Raw genomic sequence first — 23,970 nt, 5'->3', positions numbered from 1 at the left:
CCTGTGAGGTGATTCGGTGAAAGCCCCCGAATTTCCCAAGTCCGCCCTTTGGCTCAACACGGACCGTCCCCTGTCCCTCGACCTGCTGAAGGGGCATGTGGTGCTCCTCGACTTCTGGACCTACTGCTGCATCAATTGCCTGCACGTCCTGCCGGATCTGGCTTATCTGGAAAGAAAGTACCGGGAAGCCCCCTTCCTGGTGATCGGTGTGCACGCCGCCAAATTTGACAACGAACAGGATCCGGAAAACATCCGGCAGGCGATCATCCGCCACGACATCGAACACCCGGTGGTCGTCGACAACGGACACGAAATCTGGAACAACTATCTCGTCCGGGCCTGGCCGACCTTCGTCCTGATCGGCGCCGACGGCCGGTTGCTCGCCCGGGGATCGGGGGAAGGGCTTCGGGATGCGCTGGACCGCCGCATCGCCCAAGCCCTCGACCAGGCCAAAAGACAGGGCATACTCGCCGAGGAGAAGATTCAAATCCGGCGGCCGCCCCTGCCGGACAGCACCCTCTCCTTTCCCGGAAAATTGGCCGTCCACCCGGAAACCGGCCACCTCTTCGTCTCCGATTCCCATCACCACCGCATCCTGGAGCTGAAGCTCGCCGGCGACCGCGCCGAAGTGCGGCGCATCATCGGCCGGGGAACGGCCGGCGACCGGGACGGATCCCTTTCGGAGGCGGCCTTCCGCTTCCCCCAGGGATTGGAAACCGCCGGAAACAAGCTGTACGTGTGCGATACGGACAACCACAAGGTCCGGGAGATCGATCTGGAGAGGCAGACGGTAAGGACGCTGGCCGGAAACGGAAAACAGGCCATGGGGCCGCCGGAGGAAGGGACCGGCCCCGACATCTCCCTCAACTCCCCCTGGGACCTGACGGTCTTCGGCAACCGCCTGTACATCGCCATGGCCGGTTCCCATCAGTTGTGGAAGCTGGACCCCGACACCCGCCGGGCCGAAGTCTTCGCCGGCAGCGGAAGGGAAGACCTGATCGACGGACCTCCCCATGCCGCCAACTGCGCCCAGCCCAGCGGAATCGACGTCCTGGGAAAGCGGCTGGTTTTCGCTGACAGCGAAACCTCCTCCCTTCGCACCTGCCACGCGGAAACCGGGGAAGTCACCACGTTGATCGGGCGCGGACTGTTCGATTTCGGACACCGGGACGGCCCCTTCCGGACGGCGCTGCTTCAGCATCCCCTGGGCGTTTCCGCGGCGGGAAACACCGTATACATCGCCGACACCTACAATCACGCCATCCGGAGAGCCGATCTGTCCTCCCGGAGAATTTCCACGGTGATCGCCCGGCCGGAAAAATCCCTGTGCAGGATCGGCGACAGGGATTGCGACCTTCTTCCCCTGAATGAACCGAACGACGTCCTCTGGCACGACCATAAGCTGTACATCGCCGACACCAACAATCACCTCATCCGGGTGTTCGACCTCCAAACGGAAAAACTTGAGACGCTTAAGCTGGCATGAAAAAACTCCCGCTTTCGCGGGAGTTTCCCGTTCCATCCACAAGGGGCGGTCCCTTTTCGCCGGCTCGATGCCGTCTCATCCCGGGTGCCGTTTATCGCAGACCCCGTCCGGGTGTCGACAAATCGGGAAAATGCGAGCCATTGAAAACCGCGCGGCAAATTTCGCGGCGCGATCATTCCCCAAAGACAAGCAAGCCATGCCGGCGCAACCGTCAAGAGCCCAACCATTCTCTTTCCATGCCGACTGCATCCGAAAAGAAGACACAAAAAAATCCCCTGTCAGTAAACCCTCCAGGAGATCCGCTGGTGCCGAGGGTCGGACTTGAACCGACACGGTGGAAAACCCACCCCGGGATTTTAAGTCCCGTGCGTCTGCCATTCCGCCACCCCGGCCTAAAATGAAAATGGAGCGGAAGACGGGATTCGAACCCGCGACCCCCGCCTTGGCAAGGCGGTGCTCTACCCCTGAGCCACTTCCGCTCGCAGATGGTGGTTCGGGACGGAATCGAACCGCCGACACGAGGATTTTCAGTCCTCTGCTCTACCAACTGAGCTACCGAACCACATGACTTTTGTTAAGACGTTACCAATTATATCACGAGTGCTTTTCCGGATCAAGGTTTTTTTCGGCAAGGGGCTTTTTCAGGCGTTCCCCCGACGGACAATTAATATTTTATCCGCCTCCGTCAGGAAAGTCAAGGGGCCTTGATCCCGGCCCTTTCCAAGGGAGGGTCAGGATTTTTCCTTCATGAGCCGCCGATTGGGCCCTTCCACCAGGTACACATCCACGTAATGGCGGATTCGCTCCATGATCCGCCGGGCTTTGACCCGTTCGGTCCCCCCCCGGTGCGAGTAAGCCAGGTGATCCTCCAGCTCCTCCAAGTCCAGATTGGACGTATAAACCACAGGGAGCCCTTCGGAAACCCGGTATTGCAAAATCGAACCCAACACCTCATCCCGGATCCAGGGCGTGAGGGTTTCGGCGCCGATATCGTCCAGAATCAGGACGCTCGCCTTTTTCAACCGGTCCAGCTTGTCACCCAGGGATCCCTCCTGGATGGAATCGCGCATCTCCCGCATGAAATCCGGCACATACACCATCAGGGAATCCACGTTGTGGCGCACCAGTTCCCGGGTCATCGCCCCGGCGATCCGGCTCTTTCCCACGCCGAAAGGGCCGTAAAAATAAAGTCCCCGCTCCGGCTTCCCGTCGGCAAAGGCATTGCAGAAGCGGATGGCCGCCCGGATCGCCTCGGTTCTGCCGGCGTCCGGAATAATCGTTTCAAAGGTGGCGGACAGAATGTCCCGGGGAATGTAATGGCTGCGAATCAGCCGGTTCCGCTTCTCCTCCTCCGTCTTTTCCTTCAGCTTGTCGCAGGGCTTCATCATCAAATCCACATAACCGCCGGAATAGACAAGCCTTCCCGCATGTCCCCGCACCAGATTGGGACAGTTGTCCAGTCCGGGGCATTTGGCGCAGTTTTCCTGCTCCTGGACAAACTGGCGCACCCGGGCGAGGGAGCGGACCAACGTTTTTTTGGATACCTGCGGATGATCCCGCAAAAACCGCGTGACGGCCGGGTGGGACAGCCACGATTCGACGCGGGCATCCATTCCCTTTCGCCCGGGCATCCTTTTCAGCCACTCGCCCGTATAGCGATCGATCCGGTTCATGTTGAACCCCTCTTTTCCTTGAACCGTTCACGCATGCGGTTCAATTCCTCCAGGATCTCCGCCTGCACTTTGGGATCCACTTCCGCCTGTGCCACCTTTCCTCGGCTTTCCGCCTCCATTTGTTTCGCCACCGCCCGCGGCAGCGACTCTTCGCCCGTTTCCTTTCGGGCGGGAAGATTCCTCTTCCGCTGCCGCTTTTTCTTCCACTCCCAGTTTAACTCTTTCCGCGCCAATTCGTAAGCCTCTTCCACCGTTTCCACACCGCGGCGCTTCCAGTGGCCGGCGATTTTCTCCACCAGGGGGCGCGGCAACTTGTAATCGTGCGTGTACATCACGTACTCCAACAGAACATTGATCACGCCGTAAGGCAGCCCGTATTCGTGGATCAGCCGCTCCACCAGATCCATGTCGGCATCGGGAATCCGCGATCCGTTCTGAAAGTGGGCCAAAAGTTCCAGAGGAGAGATGGAAGCCAATTTTTTCAGATGGCGCTTCAGGTGATCCTCTTCCTTCTGTGGCTTTTGTCCCTTGGCTTGTTCTTCCCCGGAAGGAGGCTCCGCGCGCGATTCCGCGCGGGGAAAATTCCGATTGACCACCACGGGAAGCGCGCCGAACCGGAAGCGATACTCGTTGCAGACGAAATTGCGCAGACGTTCCAGATTGATTCGCCCGTTATACGTCACATAGGGGTTTTGCAGCGCCCGCAGCAGATCCCAATCGCTCAACTGGTACAAAAAACGGATCTCCCGCAGCTGCATCTCCACTTCCTCCGTCCAGGCGTCGGGATCGAGGACGGATTCCAGCCGCATGCGGATCATGGACAAATCGTCCTCTTCGGCGAGGAAAGAGGGCGGTTTCCCCTCCTGGGACACCGATTCGACTCCGGGGTTCCACATTTTCTCGACGGAAGCCGCTGCGCTCACCTCCGCCGGGGAGAAGCTCCCGAACACCTGCTGAAAGGACTTGGTCACATTTTTTCCCTTCTGTTCCTTCCGGGCATTCTCTTCTCCCCCCAGCAATTTCCTGCGGATGGAGAGATATCGCTCCTTCCCCAACCGGTTGTAGAGGGCGATACTGAGAACGTCGCTCTGAAAAAACCGCTCCGGACAGAGAGGGGGGACGATTTCGTACTCGTAAAGGCGCATCTCTCCCTTGTCCAAGCGATAAGTGTTGACAAGCCCCACTCCTTCCAGCCGGTAGCGGGCCTCCAGCAAATCCTGCAGAGGCAAGGACAACAGGTTCATCAGATACAGGTGGGAATGAACCTCGGAAGCACCCGCCCGGTGGTGCAACGGAATCTGATAGGCCAAGGTGAGATACAGACCAATGGCCGCTGTTCCGACAATCGGTTGGTACAGGTGCAACAGACTGCTCACATCCGCCGCATGAATCGGCCGAAGTGTCCGGCTCCACCAGCCGTCGCGCGGCGTGCACTCTTTCCAGATCATCGAAGACATACCCGAAGCCTCCTCAACGTCCCTTTTCGGGTAAAAAAACAGCAACCATCGGAAATCCTCCGGCCGAAAGCGGAACAAAACGGGGCAAGAAAATCGCGATATCTGAAAAACTTCGTCGCCGGGCTTTTATAAGGGAAGATCCCCGGCTTTGCATGGAACTCATCCGTCCGGGGAAAAATCGTAAACAAAAAGCCGATCGCAAGGGGTCCTATTATTGTACCAATCCCCTTCCGGGTTGACAAACCGCTCTGGCTCCCGTCGGACTCCATTCTTTTCATCCATCTTGCTCTTTCACATCCGGAAGCGGCTTCCGGGAGCGATTCAACAATTCTTCCAGTTCCTTCACAAACATGTTGATATCCCGAAACTGCCGGTAAACGGAGGCAAAGCGGACATAGGCCACCTCGTCCACCTCCGCCAATCCCTCCATCACCATTTCACCGATCTCCCGGGAGGGCACCTCCGACCGTCCCTGCTCCCGCAGCTGCCGCTCGATCCGGTCCACCAGCTGCTCCAGCTTCTCCAGGGGCACGGCCCGCTTTTCGCATGCCCGAATCAGCCCGCGAAGCACCTTCTCCCGTCTGAATTCCTCCCGGCTTCCATCCTTCTTGATCACCATGAGGGGTTTCACTTCCACCGTTTCAAAGGTGGTAAACCGCCTTCCGCAGCTTTCGCATTCGCGGCGTCGCCGGATCGATTTTCCTTCGTTGGCCGGGCGGGAATCCAGCACCCGGCTTCCCATCGATCCGCAATAGGGGCATCTCATCCAAGCATCCCTCCTTCATCCTCATTGTATCCTCTTTTTGCCGCATGCTGAAAACAAAAAAAGTTCCCGTCCTTCCAAGGCGACGGGAACGTTTCTTTCGGAATTTACAATGCCACTTCCTGCTTGGTCCGACCGGCTCCCTGCAGCCGTCCGATCAGCTTTAACAAATCCACAACACGGCAGGAATATCCCCACTCGTTGTCATACCAGGCCAAAACCTTGACTTGCCGCTCCCCGGTCACCATGGTGGAGAGGGCGTCAATGACGGCGGAGTGTTCATTTCCGTTAAAGTCGGAGGAGACGAGCGGGGCGTCGCAATACTGGAGAATTCCCTTCATATGGGTCTCCGCCGCTCGCTTGAAGGCCCGGTTCACCTCTTCCGCCGTCACCGGCACCGCCAGATCCGCCACCAGATCGACGACCGAAACATTGGGAGTGGGAACGCGCAGCGCCAGCCCGTTCAACCGCCCGTCCAACTCCGGCAGCACCTTGCCGATCGCCTGGGCCGCACCCGTTTTGGTCGGAATGATCGATTGGGCGCATGCCCGGGCCCGCCGGAGATCCTTGTGGGGATTGTCCAGGTTTTTCTGGTCGTTGGTGTAGGAATGAACCGTCGTCATCAGTCCGTGTTCCACGCCGAAGGACTCGTGCAGCACCTTGACCACGGGAGCGAGGCAATTGGTGGTGCAGGAAGCGTTGGAGAGGATGCGGTGCCTTTCCGGATCGTATGCGCTTTCATTGACTCCCATGACGATGGTGACATCCTCGTCCTTGCCGGGTGCCGTGATGACCACCCTCTTCGCCCCGGCCCTGAGGTGTTTTCCGGCCCCTTCCCGATCCCGGAACTTTCCGGTGGCCTCCACCACCACGTCGATATCCATATCGCCCCAGGGAAGGCGGGAGGGATCCCGGTCGGACAAAAGCTTCACCCTTTGGCCATTCACGGTGAAGCCGTCCGCCTCCGCCACCACTTCTCCCTCAAACATCCCGTGCACCGTATCATATTTGATCAGGTGGGCCAGCGTCTCCGGCGGATAGCTGGCATTCACGGCGACCACCCGGAGATCGGCTTCACGCATCGCTCTGCGGAAAACCATTCGCCCGATTCGTCCAAAACCGTTGATGGCAACTCGAAGTGGCATGATTTTCCCCTTCCTCAATCGAAGTAGACATCAAAATACCCTCTTTTCATTATAAGCAGTATGTCACATATTTCAATGCGACGACAAAATTTGCCTCACCGGGACAAAACACGTCCCAAGGGATGCAAAAAGGGGCGCCGCCTTTCGCCGCCTGGTTGGCAAAAGGTTCCAGCGCCCCCCTGTGTTGGGGATGCTCTCCGGTTTTAGAAAACCCGGAAGCCTACTGGGGCAGGGTGTAGGACTCCTTTCTTTCGATCAGATGGCCGTATAAGGTTCGGTACCTCTCGTAAAAAAAGGTAACCCGGCGGACATAGTGACGCGTTTCCCCAAAAGGCACGCCACTCAGATTCCGGCGGGTCCCGTCCCACCTTCCCTCCCTCATCCAACGCTTGACATTGCCCGGTCCGGCATTGTAAGCGGCGATCGCCGCGATTTTGTTGCCCCCAAATTCCCTGACCAGACCAGATATGTAATAACTGCCCATATGTATGTTGACCGATGGTTCATACACCAGGTCGCGAAAGGCGGGAGAAAACTTGCCATCCGCAATCACCCAGTCCACCGTCTCGGGCATCAGCTGCATCAGGCCCTGGGCTCCCTTCGGTGATCGCTTGTGAGGATCAAACTTGCTCTCCACCCGAATGATGGCCATCACCAAAAAGGGATCGGCTCCGGTGGCTTCCGCGCTGTACAGAATGTGCTCCTCGTATTCGAGGGGATACATCCATTGGTTGAACAGCGGGGAAATGACCGAGAAAAAAAACAACAACAGAAAAAAACCCAGGGCCATCTTCCGTTTCGAGGGCAGGGCCATCACTGCGGGCCGAATCCACTTTCTGAGATCAGGCATTTCCATAGCTGATCAACCTGTCTTTCCGTTTCCTCCAGTGAGCCGGAATTGTCGATGAGACAGTCCGCCATTCGTTTTTTCTCCTCGATCGGGATCTGTGCCCGAATCATGCGAAGCGCTTCCTCTTCCCCGATTCCCTCCCGCTCCATCAATCGGCGGATTTGAACCGATTCCGGGACATACACCACGATCACCTTTCGCACCCACCGGGTCAGCCCGCTCTCATAAAGGAGGGGAATGTCAAACACGATGATTCTTTCCGGCTTCTCCTTTTCCAGCATTTCGGCCTTTTCCATCATTCTCTCCCGGATCAGGGGATGCAAAATTTCGTTCAAATCCCTGCGGGCCCGAGCATCGCGGAAAACCACGTTCCGAAGGGCCTTCCGGTCGAGGAAACCGTCGGGAAGCAGGATTTGATCGCCAAAACGCTCCCGGATACGACGCCATCCCGGCGTATGGGGCTCCACCACCTCCCGGGCCACCTGATCGGCGTCGACGATCGCCGCGCCGCGATTCCGCAGCATCCGGGAAACCGTGCTCTTGCCCGTCGCGATTCCACCGGTCAATCCGACACGCATGGCTCCCCTCCTTCCCTTTTGCCCGATATATGAAAATCATAACACGGTTTCGGGAACAAAATCCAATTTTGAGGCGGAAGGAAGAAGGCGGAATGTCCCCCTGCACCGGCGCTCTCCCGCCCTCGCTACCAAGGGCGCCAACCGCCTTCCCTGAAAGCGACTGTGTCAACGCCTGCGGCGCGACGGAGGGCGGCTTTCCCCTCGCGCCAGTCGCCTGGCCGCCCGCGTCCAATTTCGCGTGCGGCTTCCCCCATCCCGCCAAAACGGCCGCCTCATCCGGATCCCATCGGTCTTTGCCGGACGGCGCACACAAAGGATCCTCCAGAGAAACCCGCGCCGGAAACCGGCACAGATGAGATGTGTTCACCTCCTGCAAATGCCGGGCCGCCGACGCGCCGTAAAAAGATCGGGCCCGGTGGATGGGCCGTGTTCCGCCGGCGGCGGGAAAACCGCAGAATTCCCTTCACCTCTCTTCGTCGGAAAAAGGGCCGCGGTGGAATTCCACGATCCGATCCGCCCCCGGGCAGCGGCCGGCGGACATCCTATCCTCCGGGCTTCCGGCGGAAAACATCCGGCTGCATCCCGCTTCGATGATCTTTTCGCCGCGTCGCGGTCGCCGGAAAGACGTCCAGGCCGACGGGGCGATCTCTAGGGGACCCTCCGCGATCTCCTCATTTTCAGCGCGCATTTTTCTCGAAATCATCTCCTGTTAAAGAATTCCCCGTCTACCCTCCCTTTCCCTTGGAGGGACAAGACAGAAACGTCTTCCTTTCGGGCTCCCGCACAAAAGGGTGCAGCCCGGCCATCACGGTTGCACCCTTCCCGATTTTCGGACACCCGTCGAGGAGCCTCCGACGAAAAATGTTTGTTATGAAAACGCCGCTCCCTTTTGCTCGCCGCCCTTCTGTTCATCCGGATCGGGACTGACGGGACCTCGTCCGCCGCATAAGGGTTTGATCACCGGTTTTCACCTCCTTTCAGGGCGATGAAACGGGGATCCGCTTTCGTCTGCGCCTCGGGTCCCTTCGGATCTCCGTCAATCCGTAGAATGTATATGCGGAGCTCCATAAAAATCCCCCGGCATTTCCCGAGAATGGACACGATCACCATCGGTCCCGTCGTAACGGACGGCGGAACCGGATTCCCCCTGCATCCGGGAGACGGACCGCTCCTTCATCCAGGTTCCGATGACGAAAATCCCCGCTCCGAAAGAGGCACCCCATGGAGCGCATCGGGAGAAGGTCGTTTGGCTGAGAAGTCATCCCCGTCGGTTTGGATGCCTCTTCCCCTCGCCGCTTGATGGCGGCCGCACCTTCCCACGAACAGGACGGAAACATTCACAGAGGAGGCGTCGTCGCCGGGCGGAGGCCACCGCTTCGGGCTTTGTCACCCGTCCCCGTCTTTTCCACCGTCCGCCGCCGGTCGGGACGCGGTTTCCACGGGGCGACGATCTCCGCGTCCACCGGCCCCGGCACGGCGGCCACCGCCCGGATATGGACCGGGCCAGCTCCAGGTCCGCCGCCTCGGTCCTCATCCCCGGCATGACAGGAAAAGGTCTTCGATCCGCAAAAAACCGCCTGCGGAAGCGGTGTCGATGATGGCGCCGCCCTTTTCCTCACGGCGCCGCCTTGGTCCCGCAAAAAACCCCGCGCTGGTTGACGGCAACGGGCCGGTGACACTCCTCCGGAGGCATGTCGAGGACGGGCGGATTGCCGATCCCGGCATTGTGGAACATGATGTCCAAACTTCAGCCCTCCACGCTCTCATCATCGGAGGGGGTCGCATGGATGTGAAGCGGACTGCTCCCCTTTTTCCGCCATTTCGGACGCCGTCCGCTCCCCCGCGGGGTCAATATCCCCCACCACCTTGAGTCCCTCCCGGGTAGCTCCCGAACCGAGTCGGGACCGATTCCCTTTGCGCCGCCGATGACGATCGCCACCTGTCCTTCGGCCGCACTGGCCATCCCGCGCTTTCCGAAAAAGCCCTCCGGCAAGTTCTGATGCCGGATCCTCCGGCCGCCCATCAGGGGCCGGAAAATAGCGGGATCGCGAAAGCCCCGCAACCCGCCCAACCGACTTCCTCCAATGCAGAACCGAATTGCCCGTGACCGCCTTCGGCACGATGCCGAATCCCCGATCCCTTCCCCCAATCCAAAAAGGGGGGCCGGTCCTGTGACCGACCCCCGGGCGATGTTGGGGAATAGTCCCTTCTTTCCGAAGCGGGAAAGGGCTTCAGCGATTTTTTCATCGGCCCGTCAAGAGGTTCCTTTCCTTCTCCAAATCTCTGAGAAAAATCACCTTTTCCTTCCCCGGCAACCGGAACTCGGCGAAACTGCGCACCGGCTGAAGGACGAGGTTGTCCAGGATCAAGGGGCGCTTTCCCCGGTACGAGAGGATGATCCTGTTTTCTCCCTTTTTCAGCTTGACCCTCCGAAGAGCTTCCCGCCACAGGTAATCCGCATCCGGCGAACCGCCGGTATCATGCCGGACCACTTCCTTGCCGTTGACGATCAGCGACAAGGTCCCCCTTCCTTTCGGCTCCGCCTGCCTCTCAAAGGTTGCCTCCAGCTGCACCGTCTCCGCCCGGCCCTGATCCACGACGATCTGCAGGGCGTCCCCGTCTGCCATCTTCACCAACCGGTCGCTGTACAGAGACTCCCCGGTCCACGGGGATTCCGGCGTGACGATTTCCGGAGCGCCGGAGACGGCTTTCGCCCGCTCCGCCTCAAAGATGCGTAAGCTGTGGACTTCCTCCCTGTCCGCCCAAAGATACCGCGACGCCTTCTTATCCCATGCGACGGACTGCATGGTCATCAAGGCTTCGATGGTGGATTCGGCTCCGGCATTGCGATTGATCTTCCCGGGGCCGACGATGCCGTCGTATCCCCGCCCGGTTTGGACATCGTACATCACCGCGTCGGCGTCGTTGTTCCCGAAGAACCACGAGGCGGCCAGCCCCGCCATCCGCCGGTATTTGTGATCCCCCGTGGCCTCTCCCACGGCGATCAGCCCCTGGACCATCCGGTTGGCCCCGTAGGCGATCTGCTCATAGTAGAAGGGAGTGGGGGCCATCTCCTTGATCATCCCGGAGACGAGCAGATGGGCGTAAATCCCCTCCGCCGCCTCCCGCGCCGATTCAATGTAGTCCCTGCGGTTCAGCACCTTTCCCGCCCTCGCCAGCGTCATCGGTTGGGAGCTTCCCCAGGCGTGCCAGAGCTGGACGGAGCCGCTCCAATCCATGTGCGCCCGGTAGGGGTATTCGGAAAAGGTCCCCAACTGATAGCGGGACAATCCATCCCCCAGCTTCACCATGGAATCCGCCACTTCGGGCAGTGGCTCCGCCCGGTAAAACTCCGTCAGCCCCAACAGGGCGTTGGAAAAGGCGTCAAATTCGTCGATCCAGGCGGGAACTTTTTTGCCGTGGATCCGGCGGTACTTGCCGTAATCCGGCCCGATTTTCCGCTGCAGGGCCTCGTTGGCAAGCAGGAACCGCTCCCTGAGCTCCGCGGCATAGGCGGGATCCTCCTTCCGGAACACCCGGTAACCGTGCCCCAAGGCCCACATGGCGCGGGCGGCCCACCAGCTCATGGATTTGCGGCTGGTCGGTCCGTCCCGGTTGATGGAATAATCCTTCCGGACGAAATTGTAAAACTCTCCGTCCTCCGCCTGCATGTGCAGGACAAAATTGAGCGCCTTCCTCGCCCTCTCCAGGCTCTTGCGGTCTCCGGTCCGCTCAAAATCGGTGAGATACACCACCGCGGCCCGGGCCGTGTCATCGACACAGCCGATCCCTTCCTCGCCGGCATCCACCCATCCGTAATCCGGATACTCCGAGTAAATCCGGGTCACCGCCATCTTCCGGCCCCCCAGGATCACCTCATCCTGCAGATGATTGAGGTGGTCCAGATTGACCAATTGACGGTACAGGGATTTTGGCTCCTCATTCACCGGCGGCTTGGCGGCGGCCGGAAAAGCGGATCCGGCCGCCAACAACGCGCCGGCCACCGCACCGGCAACCAGCCTTTTCAGGGACACGATCTTCACCCCCTCTACGGACGGTAAATGGCCACGCCGATGTGGGAATCCGCCATTCCGTAGTACAAATACCAGGCTCCCTTAAACTCCACCAGCCCTTCCAGAAAGACGACGTTATCCACCTGTCCTTCCGTCTCGGCCTGGGATTCGGGAGCGAAAAAGCTGGTTTCCGTCCGCCGGATCACCTGGGCCGGATTCTCCCGGGAAAACAGCACCTGTCCCGCCTCATAGCGGACGGGAAAAGCGTGGATGTTCCCGGTTCCGCTCCTTCCGCTCTCGCTCAGCTTCCGGGCACCGTTGTAAATCAGGAGGATCCCCTCCTCCGTCAGAAGGGGCTGGGGGCCCGGCTCCACCAGCAGACTGTCGAAGTCGTCGGGATTTTCACGGGGTCTGAGGACCGGTTCCTTCACGGGTTCCCAGTGGATCGCGTCGTCGGAATAGGCGATCCAGATGCAGCTGTCTCCGAAATACATGACGTATTTGCCGTTGATCTTCTCCGGGAGAATCGCTCCGGCCTTGGACCATTCCCTGGCCTGGTCCCCTTCCCATCCCGGGAAGACGATGCCGTGCTTCTCCCAGTTGAACAGATCCTTGGATGTGGCCAGGCACATCCGGGCGTTTTTGCCGTCATAGGCCGTATAGGTCATATAATAGGTGTCGCCGATCTGGGTCACCCGGGGATCTTCGCATCCGCCGTCCGCTTCATAGGGCTCCGTCGGAATCAGTACCGGTTCGGGATGGCGCTCAAAGCGGATTCCGTCCTCACTCACCGCCAGACCGATGCGGGACGTCCCGTTCCACTTCCCCATGCCGGTGCGATCCTCCGCCCGGTACAGCAGGTACACCTTGCCGTCCTTCACGACCGCGGCGGGATTGAACACATCCTTGGATTCCCATCCTTCTCCGCGGGGGGATAAAATCGGGTTGGATTCATGCTTCACAAAGGAACCGAAAGGAAAAAGAATCGATGATTTCGACACTTACAATCACTCCTCAATTTTCCATGTTTCAGTCTAATCAGTCCAAAGGGGGGAGGCTCACTTTGGCCGCTCCGCCCACAGCGCGGCGGCGCCGACCACGCCGGCATCCTCCCCCAGTTTTGCCGGCAGAAGCTCAAAGGTCCCCGCAAAGGACGGCATCAGGAAGGCCCGGATCCTCTCCCGGAGGGGAGCAAACAGCGCGTCCCCGGCGCGGGCCACCCCGCCCCCGATCACGATGGCCCGAGGATTGAACAGGTGGACGATGTTGGAAATGCCGATGGCGAGATGGCGGACCGCTTCGCGCACGATCCTGGAAGCATCCTCGTCCCCATCCCGGTATGCGGCGAAAACGTGTTCCGCCCGCGGCGCGCTCCCGCCCGCTTCTCTGATCCGCCGGTTTCCCTTGCGCACGGCTTCCGCTGCCGCCCGGGCGATCGCCGTCCCGGACGCCAGCGCCTCGAGACACCCTCTGCGCCCGCAGCTGCAGGGGGCTCCCCCGGGATCGACGATCGTGTGCCCGATCTCCCCGGCAAACGTGTCGGCTCCCCGATACAGGCGCCCATCCAAAACGATTCCGCCGCCGATGCCGGTGCTCACGGTGATGTAGACCATCGGATCCGCCCCCCGGCCCGCTCCCAGCAGATATTCCCCCCAAGCGGCCGCATTGGCGTCGTTTTCCACCCGGACGGGCACGCCGAATCGCTCCTCCAGCCGGTCTTTCAGAGGAATCCGGTCCCAACCGGGCAGATTGGGCGGAGAAAGAACCACCCCGGTGCGGGCATCCAGAGGCCCCGGACAGGCGATGCCGATCCCCTCCACCTTTTCTTCCCCCATCACTTGCTCGATCCCTTGGCAAATCCGTTCGATCACTCCGTCGGGTCCCTCGTCGGCCCGGGTATCCGTCCGAAACCGCCGGCTCAGGGAGCCGTCGGACTCCACCCGGGCGGCGGCGATTTTGGTCCCTCCCACATCCACGCCGATGCATCGGCCCATGACAAACGACACGGCATCCAACCTCCCGACTCGTCTGCAATCCTTGATTTGAAACCCTGGAATGTGGCGCCTTTCATCCTGGGGGTGCCGGAGGGGATCCGATTCCCCCCGACGGCGATGATCGCCCTTCAACCCGCCGGTTCATCCCTTCATCCCGGTATTGCTGATGCTTTCGATGAAATACCGCTGGAAGAACAGATACAGGAGGACGACGGGAAGGGCGAGAAGGGTGTTTACTGCCATAATACTCCCCCACTGCCCCCCTTGACCCTCCAGGCCGAACAGGGTGGCCGCCTGGGCCAGGGGCATCATCTCCTGCTCCCGGGTCACCAGAAGGGGCCACAACAGATCGTTCCACGGTCCCATGAAGGTGAGGATCGCCACCGTGATCATCGCCGGCCGGGACAGGGGAAGCATGACCCGGAACAGGATCTGCAGTTCGCTGGCTCCGTCAATCCGGGCCGCATCGATCAGTTCCTGGGGAATGGTGCGGAAGAACTGCCGGAAAATGAAGATGCCCAGGGCATTGACGGAAATCGGCAGAATCAATCCGGCGTAGGAGTTCATCCACCCCAGTTTGACCACGATCACATACAGGGGAATCATCAGCAGCTGAAACGGGATCATCATCGTCAGGAGAACGACGGAGAAAAGCACGTCCCTTCCCCAAAACTTCAGACGGGCCAAGGCATACCCGGCCATCGAAGTCACCACGAGGGTGATCAGGGTGACCCCGCCGGCAAAGACAAAGCTGTTGAAAAGCGACCTTGCCACCGGAATCCGGTCCAGCATGTAGTTGTAACTTTGAAAGGTGATCTCCGACGGAATCAGATTGAGGTCAAACACTTCCCGGGGCGTTTTGATCGAAGCCACCGCCATCCAGTAAAACGGGAAGATGAAAAGGACGGCGCCGGCAATCAGGACCAGGTAAAAAATCCCCGTTTTCAGCCACTTTCCAAGTCCGGCGTTCATCTCGGCCTTCCCCCTCCTTCATCAATAGTAGGCATCCCGCTCCAGGAGCTTTTTCTGCAAGAGGGACACGGTGAGGATGATCAGGGCCAGCGCCAGCCCGATGGTCGCGGCATAACCCATGTCCAGGCTCTGAAAAGCGTTTTTGTAGATGTACATCACCACGGACAGGGAACTGTTGGCCGGTCCGCCTCCGGTCATGATGAAGGGTTCCGTGAACAGCTGAAACCCGTTGATCGTGGACATGACCAGCACCAACAGCATCGCCGGATTCAACATGGGCAAGGTGATCCGGAAGAAGATCTGAACCGGCCCCGCCCCGTCGATCCGCGCCGCCTCGTACAGGGTTTTCGGGATGCTCTGCAGGCCGGCCAGAAAAATCACCACATAATAACCTAGATTTTTCCAGGCGGCCACCCAGGCGATGGAAGGAATGGACCAGGTTTCGCTGGTCAGCCAAGGGACGGGGCCGATCCCGAACCAACCCAGCACTTCATTGATGATCCCGTCGTCCGTCGACAGCATCCACGACCAGAGAAAGGAGATCACAACCCCGGAGGTGACCACAGGAAGAAAGTAGGCCGCCCGGAAAAAACCCCTTCCCTTGATCGGCTGGTTCAGGGCGACGGCCAGCAAAAGGGCCAGGACGATCTGCAGCGGAATGTTGATCATAATGAAGCGAAAGGTGTTCCACAGGGCCTTGTAGAACAGCTCGTCGCCGAGCAGGCGACGGTAATTTTCCAGCCCGACGAAGGGAATCTCCGGCGACACGATGTTCCAATCATGAAAGGTGAGCCAGATGGAAAAGAAAACGGGATAGATCAAAAACACCGCCAGAAACAGCAGGTAGGGCGAAATCAGAAGATAGGCGGACCGGACGCTCCGTTTCAACCGCTGTCACCTCCCGGCAAGGTCTGCGGGGAGGTTTTTTCCTCCCCGGACTCCTTTCGCGCAAAAAGAAGTCCCCCGGGCGAGAAGACTGGGGGACTTCCCTTTGAGAAACCATCCGTCAGCCCGTCATTTCTTGAGAAGCTGGTTCACTTTCTTTTCCGCCTCGTTCAGGGCGGCCTTCGGAGACTTTTTCCCCAGCACCGCCGCCTGCTGATACTCCAGGGACAAGGCGTCGAAGATATCCGTCAGCTTGTCCGAATCATCCGTCGCCCGGGTGTAGGGAGCCTGCTTGGCAAAGGCCTGAAGCACCGGATTTTCCTCAAAGAACTTTTTCGTCTCCGGATCCTGGTCGATCCCTTTGCGGAAGGGGATTTGCTGGGTCATCTCCAGGAATTTGCGGTCATTCTCCTTGCTGATCAGGAACTTGGCGAACTCCCAGGCTTCCTTGGGATGCTTGGTCGTGCTGAAAATCCCGATGTTTTTCGGATCGCCGTAGGTGATCACCTCTTTCCCCTCCTGATCGTCGGGAACCGGGATCGGAGCGACGCCGATCTCCATGTCCGGCGCCTGCTTCTTCAGATCCGGCAAGGCGAAGGGACCGGTGATGGTCATGGAGACCTTTCCTTTGGCCAACAGATTTTCCTTGTAGGTGGAATTGGGAGCCAGTTTTTCCTCGAAGAGGGTTCGGAACAATTGGACGACCTCCAGACCGGCTTCATTGTTGAAGGCCGCTTTGCCGTCCTTCAGCAGCGTCTCTCCCCCCGTGGCCGCCAGATAGAAGGGGTAGAAATCGAAAAACCGCTGCCACCAGGTTTGTTCCACGTTGGGATTGATCGCCCAGACGTCCGGTTTTCCGTCGCCGTTCTTGTCGCGGGCCAGCTTTCTGGCCGCCTCCAGGAATTTGGAATAGGTGCCGATGTCCGGATTATCCGGATCCAGCCCCACTTCCTCGAAGTGTTTTTTGTTGTAGAGGATCATGACGGGATTGCCCTTCCAGGGGATCTGGTAGAGATGGCCGTCGGGGGATTTGAAGGCTTCCACGGTCTCCTTCGGGGTCCGCTCCGTGATATATTCCATCGCCCCTTCAATCTCGTCGATGGCCAGCATCCCTCCGGCTTCCACAAACTGCCCCAACGCCCCCGGGTTGATGTTGGATGTGATGTCCGGGGTGGTTCCCGCGGCGATCGAGCTTAAAATGACCTCCTCCGAGGAACGGCTGGCGGGAAGGGGCTCCATCTTCACCTGAATGTCGGGATGTTTCTCGTTCCACTCCTTGACCACTTCCTTGGCGAACTCCACCTCCGAAGGATTGGCCGCGGGCCAGTAGGTCAGCTCCACTTTCCCCCCGCTTTCCCCTTCGGAAGAACAGGCCGTCTGGACCAGCACCAACAGCAAAGCGGCACACACGATCAGCGCTTTCCTCATGCTTCTCCCTCCCTGTCAAAGATGCAGGGTAAAAAGGTCCTCGATCACCAACGCGGCGGCGCCGATCAGCGAGGCGTCTTCGCCCAGCTCCCCGGGCACGATCGACACCCGGTCCTTCAGCACGGAAACGACGCGCTGCCGGGTGATCTCGGCGGCGATCTCCACCATCTTCGGATACGCCCAGACCATCTTCCCGCCGATGATCACCTTTTCCGGCGCGAAGGAATTGAAAACGCCGGTGAGGCCGATGCCCAGCATCCGGGCGGAATCGTCGAAAATCCGACAGGTCAGATCATCCCCTTCCCGAAGGGCCTTCAACACCACGGGAAGCGTGATCGACTCCACGTCCTCCGGATAGGCGCTGCTCACCGCCCCCCGGCGGAGCTCCCGCTCCACCCTTCGGACGACGGCCAATCCGGACGCCATCGCCTCCAGACACCCGTAATTGCCGCAGTTGCAGCGAAACCCGTCGATATCCACCGTCACATGGCCGATCTCTCCCGCCCCGAACGGATTTCCCTGATACAGGGTGCCCCCGATGACGATGCCGCCCCCGATGCCTTCCCCGACGAGAACGTAAATCAGGTTTTCCACGTCTCTGCCCGCTCCGCGCCACCTTTCCCCCAGGGCGGACAGGTTGGCATCCTTCTCCACTTTGACCGGCATCTTCAGCGCTTCTTCCATCAGATCCTTGAAGGGAACGACGCCCCAGGGAAGGTTCGGGGGATGAAAGATTTCCCCGGTTTGGGCGTTGACGGGCCCCGGCGTGGAAACCCCGCAACCGATGATTTTTCCTTCATCCACCCCGGATTCCTCCACCAGCTCGCGAAACGCCCGGGCGGCGAGCAACGTGTAATCCCGGGGATTTTTTCCCGAAGGAGCCGGCAGGCGCCGCTCGCCGGCGATCCGGGTGTGAACATCCATGAGCGCCACCCGGATTTCCTCCACCGACACGTCCACCGCCACCACATAAAGGGCATCCGGATTGAGGGCATAGAGGACGGGCCTCCGTCCTCCGCTGGATTTTCCTTCCCCTTGGGGAATGACGATGCCCGAAGACTCCAGATCCCTCACAATCTTCGACACGGCGGCAAAGGTCAGCTGGGTGTGCTCCGCAATTTCCGACTTGGTCAAGGGCCCCAATGTGCGAAACAGATCCAACACCTGCGTCCGGTTCACTTGTTTCACCAAACGGTGATCTCCTCGAAGCAGCCGCATCACCTCCGTTTATAAACTGAGTTGAATAAGAAACGGGATGAATGGAGATGAAAGCGCATCCAATGAAGAAGTGCAGAAACGATTTCGGCGTCGATATTAAACTTTATTGAATAAGTTACGAGACTATTATACCAAATTCCTGCTTGTTTCTGAATAAAATTATTTTTTTCCGACAGCATGGAGGCAGACAAAGGAAAAAGCCTTCCCGAAAGGGAAGGCTTCGATCGGCCTCACCGCTGACATTTCGGACAGAGGTGCGTTCCCCTGCCGGCGACCACCAGGCGTTGAATGGGCCCGCCGCACCGGGGGCAGGGTTCTCCCCGGCGGCCGTATACCTGGATCTGCAATTGAAACATGCCCATCTCCCCGTTGCCGTCCACATAGGAGCGGACGGTGGATCCCCCCGCCTCCACGGCCCTCTCCAGCGTGGAGCGGATGCTCCTGAAAAGGCGCTCCGACTCTTCCTCGGAAAGGGACGGCACGGGGCGCTCGGGATGGAGGCCCGCTTCAAACAGCGCTTCGTCCACGTAAATGTTTCCCAAACCGCTCAGAAACTCCTGATTGAGGAGAAGGGCCTTCAGCCGGGTGGTTCTGCCGGAGAGCCTCTTGCGGAATCGTTCCAATGTGAACTCCTCGGACAAGGGCTCCGGCCCCAGCTTGTTCAGCGGGGGACGGCGTTCCTCCTCCCCGCGCAAGAACAGGTGCATCGTCCCGAACTGGCGGACGTCCCGGTACCTCAGATCGGTTCCGTCCGCAAAGCGGAACACGACGTGGGTGTGCTTTTCCAGCGGCTCCTCCCGGGGAAGGAGCCGGTATCTGCCCTCCATGCGCATGTGGGACACCAGCACCCAGGGATCGAAAAAAATCTTGAGAAACTTGCCCCTCCGGCCAAGGCCCGTCACCTTCCGCCCCCTGAGCCGCTCAACAAACAGATTGACATCGGAGGGTTCCTTGATGATTTTCGGCAGGAACACGTCCACGTCCTCAACGGTTTTTCCGATAATCAGCCGCTGCAGGGTCCGTTTCACCGTTTCCACTTCTGGCAGTTCCGGCAAGGCGATTCCTCCCGTCACTTGGCTTCGTACCAGGTTTGTCCCGTGTGAATGTCCACCTTCAGGGGCACGGACAGCGGAACCGCCTGTTCCATCACGGTCCTCACCAGGTTTTTCATCTCCTCCAGTTCCTCCTCCGGCACTTCAAAGATCAGCTCGTCGTGGACCTGCAGGAGCATGCGGCTTTTGACGCGCCGCCGCTTTATCTCCCGGTGAAGGCGGACCATGGCCGTCTTGATGATGTCCGCCGCCGAGCCCTGAATCGGGGTGTTCATCGCCGTTCGTTCGGCAAAGGTGCGACGATTGTAGTTGCGGGAACGGATCTCGGGCAGGTACCGGCGCCGGTTGAGCATCGTGGTGACGTAGCCGTCCTTCCGGGCCTGCTCCACCACGCGGTCCATGTACTCCTTCACGCCGGGGTAACTTTGGAAGTAACGCTCGATAAACTGCGCCGCCACCTTGCGGGGGATGTTCAGATTCTGGGACAATCCGTAATCGCTGATGCCGTAGATGATCCCGAAATTGACCGCCTTGGCCTGCCGGCGCATGAGGGAGGTCACCTCGTCCTCCGGCACGCCGAACACATCCATCGCCGTCTTCGTGTGGATGTCCATATCCTCGGAAAACGCCTGCTTCAGGGATTCGTCGCCGGAAAGGTGGGCCAAAACCCGCAGTTCGATCTGGGAATAGTCGGCGGAAAGGATTTGCCAGCCCGGCTCCGACGGGACGAACACCTGTCGGATCCGGCGGCCTTCCTCCAGCCGGATCGGGATATTCTGCAGGTTCGGTTCCGTGCTGCTGAGCCTTCCCGTCGCCGTGATCGTCTGATTGAAACGGGTGTGGATCTTTCCGGATTCGGGATCGATCTCCTTGAGCAGGCCCTCCACGTAAGTGGAGATCAGCTTCATGATCTGCCGGTAATGAAGGATCTTCTCGACAATTTCGTGCTGGGGCGCCAGCTTCTCCAGCACGTCGGCGCTGGTGGAATAGCCGGTCTTGGTCTTTTTCAGCACGGGCAGCCCCAGCTTGTCGTACAGGATTTCCGCCAGCTGCTTGGGGGAATTGATGTTGAATTCGGTTCCCGCCAGCTCGTAGATCTGCCGCGTCAGCGACTCCGCCTGCTCCTTCAACTCCTCTCCCAGATCCAAAAGCCGGTCCCGGTCCACCCGGACTCCGTGGAGCTCCATTTCGGCCAACACCCGAGACAGGGGCAGCTCCATCTCGAACAGCAGGGACTCCATGCCGGCCTCCCGGATCTCCTCGCTGAGCAGGGGATAAAGGCGCTTCAGCGCCTCCGCCTTGCGGGCCAGGTGCTCCGCCAGCTCTCTTTCCCCGGGAAGGCGGCGCTTCGCCCCTTTCCCGTACACCTCTTCGTCCGGGGGAAGGGATCCGTCCATCTTCCGCTGGACCAGGTCGCTCAGGCTGTGTCCCGATTCGGAGGGATCCAGCAGGTAGGAAGCGAGAAGCGCGTCGAAGGCCAATCCGCCGGCCTCAAGACCCCGCCGCTTCAGGACCACCTGGAGCCGCTTGCCGTCGTAGACGATCTTTTTTCTTTCTTCGTCGGCCAGAAGGCGGTGGAGATTTTCCCAGTCCCGGGCGGTCCGCCAGGGAACATACAGGTGCGTCTCCCCGTCGGAAAGGGCCAGGCCGATGATCTCCGCCCGGTGATAATTTTCCCCGTCCATCTCCAGCCAGAGGGAGAGGAGGGGGTTTTCCAAAAAATCATTCCAGGATTCCCGGTCCTCCGGTTCCACCGTTTGAACTTCCACTTTCCGCAGCTTCCGGGAGGAACCGGAAACCGATTCCTTCCCGCCGATCCGCTCCAGGAGCGATTTGAACTCCAGCCGTTCAAAGAGGGCGGCGACGCGGCCCCGGTCATATCCCTCGTAGCGGGTATCCTCCACGGAAAAACCGAGGGGAACGTCGCAGTAAATGGTGGCCAAATCCTTGCTCATCCGTGCCTGTCGGCCGTGTTCCTTCACCCGCTCCCGCAGCTTTCCGGTCAATTGGTCCACATGGTCCAACACCCCTTCGACGGACCCGAACCGGTGCAAAAGCTTGAGGGCGGTCTTCTCCCCCACCCCCGGAATCCCGGGGATATTGTCCGAAGCATCTCCCATCAGGCCCTTCAAATCGATGATCTGCTCCGGAGTCAATTGATACTTTTGCCAAACCGCTTCCCGGTCGTACCGCTCCCCCTCGGTCACGCCTTTCCGGGTGAGCAGCAGGGTCACCCGGTCCGTCACCAGCTGCAGCAGATCCTTGTCCCCGGTGACGATCAGGGCATTCATCCCCTTTTCCTCGGCGCTCTTGGCCAGGGTCCCGATGATGTCGTCCGCCTCGTATCCCTCCGCCTCAAAGTGGCGGATGCCGAAGGCATCCAGAACTTCGCGGATCAGCGGCAACTGTTCGGACAACTCCGCGGGGGTCTGGGCGCGCTTTCCCTTGTATTCCCGATATTCTCCGTGCCGAAAGGTGATCCGCCCGGCATCGAAGGCCACCAGCATGTGGGTGGGCTTCTCTTCCTCCAACACCTTCATCAGCATCATGGTAAATCCGTACACCGCATTGGTGTGAACGCCCTTTCCGTTGGTCAGAAGGGGCAGGGCGTAAAAGGCCCGAAAAGCGATACTGTTCCCGTCGATCAAAACCAGTTTGTCCATATCCATCCTCCGTCCGAACCGGTTCAAAAAATCTCCCCGCAGGGCACGGCCGGGCACCGAACACTTCCTCGCGAATCAAACCTATTGTATCACGAGGGTTCTTCCGTATCCAGCCGACCCCCGCGACGGACAATGCGAAACCCCCGGGGCTTCTCCCCGGGGGTTGCCGTCCCAGGCAACAACCTTTTCCGCGCCTGCCCTCTTCCGGGACCCGATTCGGCTCCGCAAAACGGGCCGGGCAAAACCCGCGCTCCGGGCTGCTTCGCGGATCACCCGATTTTTCACCTGTCCGCGGACGGGACGATTGTGGAAGGGTCTTAGGGCAAAGGGAAAACACTTCCTGCCGAGGCCGCCTTGCCGCGGGCGACACGCGAAATCCAAGGCGCCTCTGTGGATCTGAAGGGCGCGCGTCAGTCCTCTCCGCCGAAATCGAAGAAATCGCCGACATCTTCCAAGACTTCGCCCAGATCCTCAGCCCCTTCCGCCACCTCTTCCACCAGCTCGGAGAGAACGAGGCCCCCCAGCACCCCGGCGGCCAGTCCCCCGATCGCCCCTCCGTACCGGGAAAAGGCATGATGCGGATGGTGATCAAACCGGAAACCGGAAAACGCTCCCGGATTCTCCGCCATTTCCCCGATCAACTCCCGGAAATGGTCGGACAGGGCGGTTACATCCTCAAGCAACGAATTTTCCAGGAAAACTTCCCTCTTCAATTCCTTCTCCCCGCCGAAAAGGGTGCGAAGATCCACTTCCAGGAGCAGCCGGATGCCGTCTTCCTCGAGGGAGGCCACAAATTCCAGTTCTTCGATCCTCTCCCTCATGAAATCGGTCGGGAAAAATTCGAACTCCTGCACATACCCGTCAAAGGAGCGGGAATCGTGTTTCTCCCGGAATCCGAGGCGCCCCAAGGCCTCCAAGACGCGGTTCAACCGCTCGGGCGGAAGAATGCGAACGGGATCCCGGTCCGAATGGTCGACCCCGTCGGCGATATCGAGGCGGGTGACAAAATCGTACCAGACCGTGTTCCCCGAAATCAGGAGGTTGTTCGGCAGGGAAAAGGTGAAGGGAAACACCTTTTTTTCCGAAGGAGCGACGCGAAAGGGAGTATGGAAGGAGGCGCTGTCGACGGTGTGGGAGAACACCTTCTCCTTCACCCGGACGCTCAGGACCAGGTCCACGTCGATTTTGTTGATCCGCTGTTCGACGGTTCCCCCTTCAACCAGGATCTGCCCCTCCACCGTGTCTCCCAGCGTGTACTCATCCTTGTCCAAGACAAGATTGACTGTGGCGGAGCCGACGCCCAGCTTGGCCAAGACTCGCTTGAACATGTCCATCCTCCCTCTATATTTGCTGCAAATTCTATTATAAATTCAGCGAAGCCCCCGTGCATAGTCCCCTTTGATACCGGGTAAAAGCGTTCCTTTTCGCACTCATCTTTTGTATTTTTCGGGTTTACACCCAATAATTTACAAAAAGCGCACCTGTTCGGCACGCCCCTTGCCGTTCTTTACAGAAAATCCAGGTCGACGCGGAAGCGCAAAAAAAGCCCGCGCCCTTTGCTGAAGTGCACCCCTTAAAGTAGACACAGGAAAACACCCCTGTGAAAATTACTTTAAGGGGTGATTTTCGTGGCAAGAAAAGGACAGAAATTCAAGACATATAGCTTTGAACTGAAAAAGAAGGCAGTGGAAATGAGGCTTCAGGGCATTCCCAAGGCAAAGATTGCTGAAGAGCTGGGGATTCAAGATGTGGGGCGATTAAAGATCTGGATGCGGAAATACCGGGAACAGGGC

At 59.4% G+C, this 23,970-nt stretch carries 21 protein-coding genes and 3 tRNA genes; 2 read left to right on the top strand and 22 right to left on the bottom strand.

Annotated elements, in window-relative coordinates:
- Positions 1–16 precede the first annotated feature (16 nt).
- The gene (locus BM063_RS05615; protein WP_092036731.1) at positions 17–1,486 is read left to right on the top strand and encodes a thioredoxin-like domain-containing protein; all 1,470 of its coding nucleotides are present in this window, start codon (positions 17–19) and stop codon (positions 1,484–1,486) included.
- 303 nt (positions 1,487–1,789) lie between these two features.
- On the opposite strand, the gene BM063_RS05610 is transcribed toward BM063_RS05615, so the two are convergent.
- From BM063_RS05610 to BM063_RS05510, 22 genes are all read right to left on the bottom strand, one after another.
- Positions 1,790–1,878, bottom strand: a tRNA-Leu gene (locus tag BM063_RS05610).
- Between the two features lie 12 nt (positions 1,879–1,890).
- A tRNA-Gly gene (locus BM063_RS05605) sits at positions 1,891–1,965 on the bottom strand.
- Positions 1,966–1,972: 7 nt separating this feature from the next.
- A tRNA-Phe gene (locus tag BM063_RS05600) sits at positions 1,973–2,048 on the bottom strand.
- Positions 2,049–2,217: 169 nt separating this feature from the next.
- Positions 2,218–3,159, bottom strand: a complete 942-nt coding sequence (dnaI, locus tag BM063_RS05595) for a primosomal protein DnaI (RefSeq protein ID WP_092036729.1) — start codon at positions 3,157–3,159, stop codon at positions 2,218–2,220.
- Positions 3,156–4,616, bottom strand: a complete 1,461-nt coding sequence (locus BM063_RS05590; RefSeq protein WP_092036727.1) for a DnaD domain protein — start codon at positions 4,614–4,616, stop codon at positions 3,156–3,158. The genes dnaI and BM063_RS05590 overlap by 4 nt, the downstream gene beginning before the upstream one ends.
- Before the next feature lie 274 nt (positions 4,617–4,890).
- Positions 4,891–5,382: a transcriptional regulator NrdR gene (nrdR, locus tag BM063_RS05585; RefSeq protein ID WP_092036725.1), complete on the bottom strand. Its 492-nt coding sequence runs from the start codon at positions 5,380–5,382 to the stop codon at positions 4,891–4,893.
- A 104-nt stretch (positions 5,383–5,486) separates the two neighbouring features.
- Positions 5,487–6,524 (bottom strand): glyceraldehyde-3-phosphate dehydrogenase, encoded by a 1,038-nt coding sequence (locus BM063_RS05580; RefSeq protein ID WP_092036723.1) that lies wholly within the window; start codon positions 6,522–6,524, stop codon positions 5,487–5,489.
- A 220-nt stretch (positions 6,525–6,744) separates the two neighbouring features.
- On the bottom strand, positions 6,745–7,380 hold the full coding sequence (locus BM063_RS05575) for a lytic transglycosylase domain-containing protein (protein WP_092036721.1): 636 nt from the start codon (positions 7,378–7,380) through the stop codon (positions 6,745–6,747).
- Entirely contained in the window at positions 7,338–7,952 is a 615-nt protein-coding gene (gene coaE / locus BM063_RS05570) for a dephospho-CoA kinase (protein WP_092036719.1), read from the bottom strand. The genes BM063_RS05575 and coaE overlap by 43 nt, the downstream gene beginning before the upstream one ends.
- A 1,337-nt stretch (positions 7,953–9,289) precedes the next feature.
- Positions 9,290–9,427: a hypothetical protein gene (locus tag BM063_RS17575; protein ID WP_177199007.1), complete on the bottom strand. Its 138-nt coding sequence runs from the start codon at positions 9,425–9,427 to the stop codon at positions 9,290–9,292.
- Between the two features lie 140 nt (positions 9,428–9,567).
- The gene (locus tag BM063_RS18150) at positions 9,568–9,696 is read right to left on the bottom strand and encodes a hypothetical protein (protein WP_281246682.1); all 129 of its coding nucleotides are present in this window, start codon (positions 9,694–9,696) and stop codon (positions 9,568–9,570) included.
- Between the two features lie 3 nt (positions 9,697–9,699).
- Positions 9,700–10,023 carry a hypothetical protein gene (locus BM063_RS05560; protein WP_092036715.1) on the bottom strand — a complete coding sequence of 108 codons (324 nt, stop codon included), beginning with the start codon at positions 10,021–10,023 and terminating at the stop codon, positions 9,700–9,702.
- A 172-nt stretch (positions 10,024–10,195) separates the two neighbouring features.
- Complete coding sequence (locus tag BM063_RS05555; RefSeq protein ID WP_143085245.1) at positions 10,196–11,986, bottom strand: endoglucanase; 1,791 nt, start codon at positions 11,984–11,986, stop codon at positions 10,196–10,198.
- A 14-nt stretch (positions 11,987–12,000) separates the two neighbouring features.
- A complete protein-coding gene (locus BM063_RS05550) occupies positions 12,001–12,966 on the bottom strand; it encodes a glycoside hydrolase family 130 protein (protein WP_177199006.1) in 966 nt (321 codons plus the stop codon).
- A gap of 57 nt (positions 12,967–13,023) precedes the next feature.
- The gene (locus tag BM063_RS05545; RefSeq protein ID WP_143085244.1) at positions 13,024–13,971 is read right to left on the bottom strand and encodes an ROK family protein; all 948 of its coding nucleotides are present in this window, start codon (positions 13,969–13,971) and stop codon (positions 13,024–13,026) included.
- A gap of 129 nt (positions 13,972–14,100) precedes the next feature.
- Complete coding sequence (locus BM063_RS05540) at positions 14,101–14,931, bottom strand: carbohydrate ABC transporter permease (RefSeq protein ID WP_092036709.1); 831 nt, start codon at positions 14,929–14,931, stop codon at positions 14,101–14,103.
- A 21-nt stretch (positions 14,932–14,952) separates the two neighbouring features.
- Positions 14,953–15,819, bottom strand: a complete 867-nt coding sequence (locus BM063_RS05535) for a carbohydrate ABC transporter permease (RefSeq protein ID WP_092036707.1) — start codon at positions 15,817–15,819, stop codon at positions 14,953–14,955.
- Between the two features lie 126 nt (positions 15,820–15,945).
- On the bottom strand, positions 15,946–17,244 hold the full coding sequence (locus BM063_RS05530; protein WP_092036704.1) for an ABC transporter substrate-binding protein: 1,299 nt from the start codon (positions 17,242–17,244) through the stop codon (positions 15,946–15,948).
- Between the two features lie 15 nt (positions 17,245–17,259).
- A complete protein-coding gene (locus BM063_RS05525; RefSeq protein ID WP_245752107.1) occupies positions 17,260–18,432 on the bottom strand; it encodes an ROK family transcriptional regulator in 1,173 nt (390 codons plus the stop codon).
- 260 nt (positions 18,433–18,692) lie between these two features.
- Positions 18,693–19,517, bottom strand: coding sequence for a DNA-formamidopyrimidine glycosylase (gene mutM, locus BM063_RS05520; protein WP_092036699.1), 825 nt, complete (start codon positions 19,515–19,517; stop codon positions 18,693–18,695).
- A 14-nt stretch (positions 19,518–19,531) separates the two neighbouring features.
- On the bottom strand, positions 19,532–22,177 hold the full coding sequence (gene polA / locus BM063_RS05515; RefSeq protein ID WP_092036911.1) for a DNA polymerase I: 2,646 nt from the start codon (positions 22,175–22,177) through the stop codon (positions 19,532–19,534).
- Between the two features lie 410 nt (positions 22,178–22,587).
- Entirely contained in the window at positions 22,588–23,505 is a 918-nt protein-coding gene (locus BM063_RS05510) for a sporulation protein (RefSeq protein WP_177199004.1), read from the bottom strand.
- A gap of 291 nt (positions 23,506–23,796) precedes the next feature.
- On the opposite strand from BM063_RS05510, the gene BM063_RS18145 reads away from it, so the two are divergent.
- On the top strand, positions 23,797–23,970 hold a 174-nt coding region (locus tag BM063_RS18145), incomplete at its 3' end, for a terminase gpP N-terminus-related DNA-binding protein (RefSeq protein ID WP_342713741.1).

The organism is Planifilum fulgidum, from assembly GCF_900113175.1.
Classification (GTDB): Bacteria; Bacillota; Bacilli; order Thermoactinomycetales; family DSM-44946; genus Planifilum; species Planifilum fulgidum.
Note: the sequence above shows the minus strand (reverse complement) of the source record. Positions and strands in the feature narration are given on the sequence as shown.

Excerpts from the sequence above, each read along its gene's own strand:
- dnaI (WP_092036729.1), bottom strand. The coding sequence starts at position 3,159 with ATGAACCGGATCGATCGCTATACGGGCGAGTGGCTGAAAAGGATGCCC.
- BM063_RS05590 (WP_092036727.1), bottom strand. The coding sequence starts at position 4,616 with ATGTCTTCGATGATCTGGAAAGAGTGCACGCCGCGCGACGGCTGGTGG.
- nrdR (WP_092036725.1), bottom strand. The coding sequence starts at position 5,382 with ATGAGATGCCCCTATTGCGGATCGATGGGAAGCCGGGTGCTGGATTCC.
- BM063_RS05580 (WP_092036723.1), bottom strand. The coding sequence starts at position 6,524 with ATGCCACTTCGAGTTGCCATCAACGGTTTTGGACGAATCGGGCGAATG.
- BM063_RS05575 (WP_092036721.1), bottom strand. The coding sequence starts at position 7,380 with ATGGAAATGCCTGATCTCAGAAAGTGGATTCGGCCCGCAGTGATGGCC.
- coaE (WP_092036719.1), bottom strand. The coding sequence starts at position 7,952 with ATGCGTGTCGGATTGACCGGTGGAATCGCGACGGGCAAGAGCACGGTT.
- BM063_RS05540 (WP_092036709.1), bottom strand. The coding sequence starts at position 14,931 with ATGAACGCCGGACTTGGAAAGTGGCTGAAAACGGGGATTTTTTACCTG.
- BM063_RS05530 (WP_092036704.1), bottom strand. The coding sequence starts at position 17,244 with ATGAGGAAAGCGCTGATCGTGTGTGCCGCTTTGCTGTTGGTGCTGGTC.
- polA (WP_092036911.1), bottom strand. The coding sequence starts at position 22,177 with ATGGACAAACTGGTTTTGATCGACGGGAACAGTATCGCTTTTCGGGCC.
- BM063_RS05510 (WP_177199004.1), bottom strand. The coding sequence starts at position 23,505 with ATGTTCAAGCGAGTCTTGGCCAAGCTGGGCGTCGGCTCCGCCACAGTC.